Origin of the sequence: Bacillus sp. JJ1521, from assembly GCF_036965165.1 — a bacterium.
Taxonomy (GTDB): Bacteria; Bacillota; Bacilli; order Bacillales; family Bacillaceae_L; genus Ferdinandcohnia.
Map to the genome: position 1 here is coordinate 1 of NZ_JBALOX010000226.1, position 3,623 is coordinate 3,623.

Sequence of the window (3,623 nt, forward strand, 5' to 3'; positions counted from 1 at the left end):
TCTAGCTCCAGGCGCCATCGGTTCTCTGGTCTAGTCAATCGCTTCTGAAGGTAAAAGGCACCTTCAGAAGCGCTTGTCTTATGCTTGACTTGCACAGGAAGTGCTGACATCGACGTTCGCCACAGGACGTGGCGGTAGTTAGTCGATGTTCCTTAATCCGGGCGCCTTGCACTTTTCTAGAGAAAGAGGTGAGTTGTACATTTGGACGAAACAATGACACTGCTGTTCGTTTTCATCAAATCCACTGGACTGCTTGCCCCCATTATTTTTATCGGAATACACCTTATTCGTCCATTCTTTTTTATACCTGTACCGGTCATATGTATTGTCGGGGGGATTTTGTTTGGGTCGGTATTTGGAACGATCTATTCCATTCTAGGCTTAACCATGCTTAGTATTCTTTTTTATTTTTTATATATGCAGGTTCCAAGACTCTCCCAAAAAATTAATAAACTTAAGCAAAAATGGCTAGGCGACAAGGTGAATTTTACCATTGGGCAAGTTGCAATCCTACGTCTAATTCCCTTTATTAATTTTCATCTTTTATCTTTATGTATCATTGATGTCACAAGAAACTTTCGAGAATATGCCAAAGGCTCGTTCTATACAAATATTCCAGTTGCTCTTCTTTACACCGTTTTCGGTCAATTTATCCGTAAATTCTCTACAACTGTCATTCTTGCGATTCTCCTTGCACTTACTCTCCTGTTCTATTTATTAAGAGAAAAACAGATTATTATCAAATGGCATGAATTCTTTAATCCTAAAGCTAACAGATCTTATCAATAAAAAACAGTCGCGAGTTTAAAACTCACGACTGTTTTCCTTTATCAGTTCTTTAATTGGACTTTTCCAATCAATTTTTGCATCCGGGTAAATTTCTTTAATTCTACGTTCAATGTACTGAAAATCTGTATAGGTCAATCCCTTAAGATTCTCATTTTTGGCCCAAACAAAAATGGATACAACTTCAAATGATTTCTTCGTAGAACCTAGATATTTTTCCCCTTCAAATAAAACTCCCTTATACGTTATTAAAAAGTTTTTATGAACATTTGCTTGGTCATCAAGCCAGTAGAATTCCCGTTTTTCTTGAGCAAGTTCAAGCTTCCTCTTTGGGTTCAAAACATACTTGAAAATCCGATATAGTAAAAAGATGATTAAAAGTATGATAACAAAACGAATAAATAGGACAAACATAAGAGGACTCCCTCCATTTTCAATCTGCCAACATATACGAATAACACCCACAAAAGGTTTCAAGTTATTTTAAATTTGTTATAATTTTTTTCTAGAGGAGGATTTTACACATGACATACAACCTAAAAGTAATGCTGCTAAACAAGGATGCAAGGCTTCCGTTGCAAGCAAATCCAGGTGATGCTGGTTTAGATTTATTTTCAGCCGAAGAAAAAATAATTAAACCAGGTGATGCTGAGTTAATTAAAACGGGAATCAAAATTGAATTACCACCGGGAACAGAAGCACAAGTACGACCAAGAAGTGGACTTGCGCTTAAACATTCGGTGACCGTCTTGAATAGTCCTGGAACGATTGACGAAGGCTACCGTGGAGAAATTGCCGTTATCTTAATTAATCATGGAAAAGAAAACTTTGTAGTGGAAAAACAAATGCGGATTGCACAAATGGTAATTGCCGAAGTGGCTCAGGTGAACTTGCTGCAGGTTGAGGAAGTGACTGCCTCAGAAAGAGGAGAAGGCGGATTTGGATCTAGCGGTTTAAAATAAAAACGTCTAGAATTGCTCATTTGCATCTATGTTCTGTATAATGAAAAGGTCAAAATAATAAAGGCTAGGTGATGTAAAAATGACAAAGCTTGATGAAACATTAACGATGCTAAAGGATCTTACCGACGCAAAGGGTATTCCTGGTAACGAACGAGAGCCTCGTGAAGTCATGAAAAAATACATAACTCCATATTCTGATGAAATATCGTACGATGGACTAGGGAGCTTAATTGCGAAAAAGGAAGGCAACCCAAATGGTCCAAAAATCATGATTTCTGGGCATTTAGATGAAGTTGGATTCATGATAACCCAAATTGACGAAAAAGGATTTTTACGTTTCCAAACAGTTGGTGGCTGGTGGTCACAGGTTATGCTTGCACAACGTGTAACCGTTGTAACTAGTAAGGGAGATATTACGGGAGTAATTGGTTCAAAACCACCACATATTTTATCGGCAGATGCACGTAAAAAGCCAGTTGAAATCAAAGATATGTTCATTGATATTGGCGCATCAAGCAGGGAGCAGGCTCTTGAATTTGGGGTGAAACCTGGAGACCAAGTCGTTCCGTATTTCGAATTCACAGTTATGAATAATGAAAAAATGCTGCTTGCAAAGGCATGGGATAACCGCATTGGCTGTGCAATTGCAATTGATGTATTAAAATATTTGAAGAATGAAGATCATCCAAACGTTGTCTATGGTGTTGGCTCTGTTCAAGAGGAAGTGGGTCTTCGTGGCGCAAAAACAGCCGCAACCGTTATTAAACCTGATATTGCAATTGCAGTTGATGTTGGTATTGCAGGCGACACACCTGGAATTTCAGAAAAAGAAGCGTTGAGTAAAATGGGCGAAGGTCCGCAAATCATTTTATATGATGCTTCTATGGTTTCCCATAAAGGCTTGCGTGATTTTGTTGTTGGAGTAGCAGATGAGCTAAGCATTCCATATCAATTTGATGCGATTGCTGGTGGTGGGACAGATGCAGGATCAATCCACATTACTCTAGAAGGTGTTCCGGCTTTAGCGATTACAATTGCTACACGTTACATCCATTCACATGCAGGTATTCTTCACCGTGATGATTATGAAAATGCTGTGAAACTAATTGCAGAAGTAATCAAGCGTATGGACCAAGAAACAGTAAATAAAATTAAATTTGATTGAAAATAAAAAGGGCCGATGAATATTGTCATCGGCTTTCCTTATTTATTGCTTTAATCCTTGCTCTAATGTTGAGAGCATCTCTTGTTTTTCATCTTGACTAGCATTTTGCCAAATAACTTCAAACAATACCCCTAATCCAGGAAGCATTTTTTCTTCTCCACTTTGGATTGCGTCTACGATTGTATCTTGTAATTCAGCTTGCGAATTTCCTGCCACATTATGCTTAACAGCATGTCTTAAATTCAAATTCATTCACATGCACACCTTTCTATGTAACTTTTTCTTTAGTATGTTTTACGTTATCCCGTTTTAATATGTATCTTTCATAGGATATAATGGAAAAAGAATCGATAAAAAGGAGCAATATGTACGTTGAAACGAATTGAATCTAATAAAAATCCTCAAATTAAACAATGGAAAAAACTGCATACAAAAAAAGAACGTGATAAGAATGGAATTTTTATAATTGAAGGTTTTCATTTAGTAGAAGAGGCTTTAAAAAGTGACGCCATCGTAAGAGAATTAATCATTAGTGAAACGACAGACATTCCCTCAGGCTGGAATGTAGACAATCTATTTATCACGATTGTGACGGAAAAAATTATGAAAGAAATAAGCGATACGGATACATCACAAGGAGTCGCTGCGATTTGTGAGCAATATTCCACAAAAGAAGCAGGAAACTTTTCTAGATTATTATTGATTGATGC

6 protein-coding genes are annotated in these 3,623 nt (G+C 37.3%); 4 read left to right on the forward strand and 2 right to left on the reverse strand.

Features of this window, described 5'->3' with window-relative positions; all coding sequences use genetic code 11:
* Positions 1 to 201: 201 nt before the first annotated feature.
* Positions 202 to 789 carry a TVP38/TMEM64 family protein gene (locus V7147_RS23015; RefSeq protein ID WP_335370132.1) on the forward strand — a complete coding sequence of 196 codons (588 nt, stop codon included), beginning with the start codon at positions 202 to 204 and terminating at the stop codon, positions 787 to 789.
* 15 nt (positions 790 to 804) lie between these two features.
* Here V7147_RS23015 and V7147_RS23020 read toward each other — a convergent pair whose 3' ends face one another.
* Positions 805 to 1,200: a sigma-w pathway protein ysdB gene (locus V7147_RS23020; protein ID WP_335370133.1), complete on the reverse strand. Its 396-nt coding sequence runs from the start codon at positions 1,198 to 1,200 to the stop codon at positions 805 to 807.
* A gap of 110 nt (positions 1,201 to 1,310) precedes the next feature.
* Here V7147_RS23020 and dut point away from each other — a divergent pair, with 110 nt between their 5' ends.
* Both dut and V7147_RS23030 read left to right on the forward strand, forming a co-directional pair.
* On the forward strand, positions 1,311 to 1,748 hold the full coding sequence (gene dut, locus V7147_RS23025; protein ID WP_335370134.1) for a dUTP diphosphatase: 438 nt from the start codon (positions 1,311 to 1,313) through the stop codon (positions 1,746 to 1,748).
* 79 nt (positions 1,749 to 1,827) lie between these two features.
* Positions 1,828 to 2,913, forward strand: coding sequence for a M42 family metallopeptidase (locus V7147_RS23030; protein ID WP_335370135.1), 1,086 nt, complete (start codon positions 1,828 to 1,830; stop codon positions 2,911 to 2,913).
* A 42-nt stretch (positions 2,914 to 2,955) separates the two neighbouring features.
* On the opposite strand, the gene sspI is transcribed toward V7147_RS23030, so the two are convergent.
* Positions 2,956 to 3,165, reverse strand: a complete 210-nt coding sequence (gene sspI / locus V7147_RS23035) for a small acid-soluble spore protein SspI (RefSeq protein WP_335370136.1) — start codon at positions 3,163 to 3,165, stop codon at positions 2,956 to 2,958.
* A 120-nt stretch (positions 3,166 to 3,285) separates the two neighbouring features.
* Between sspI and V7147_RS23040 the strand changes: the two genes are divergently transcribed.
* Positions 3,286 to 3,623 (forward strand): TrmH family RNA methyltransferase (locus V7147_RS23040; protein WP_335370137.1); only part of this gene is annotated, 338 nt, incomplete at its 3' end.

Excerpts from the sequence above, each read along its gene's own strand:
- V7147_RS23020 (WP_335370133.1), bottom strand. The coding sequence starts at position 1,200 with ATGTTTGTCCTATTTATTCGTTTTGTTATCATACTTTTAATCATCTTT.
- V7147_RS23030 (WP_335370135.1), top strand. The coding sequence starts at position 1,828 with ATGACAAAGCTTGATGAAACATTAACGATGCTAAAGGATCTTACCGAC.
- dut (WP_335370134.1), top strand. The coding sequence starts at position 1,311 with ATGACATACAACCTAAAAGTAATGCTGCTAAACAAGGATGCAAGGCTT.
- sspI (WP_335370136.1), bottom strand. The coding sequence starts at position 3,165 with ATGAATTTGAATTTAAGACATGCTGTTAAGCATAATGTGGCAGGAAAT.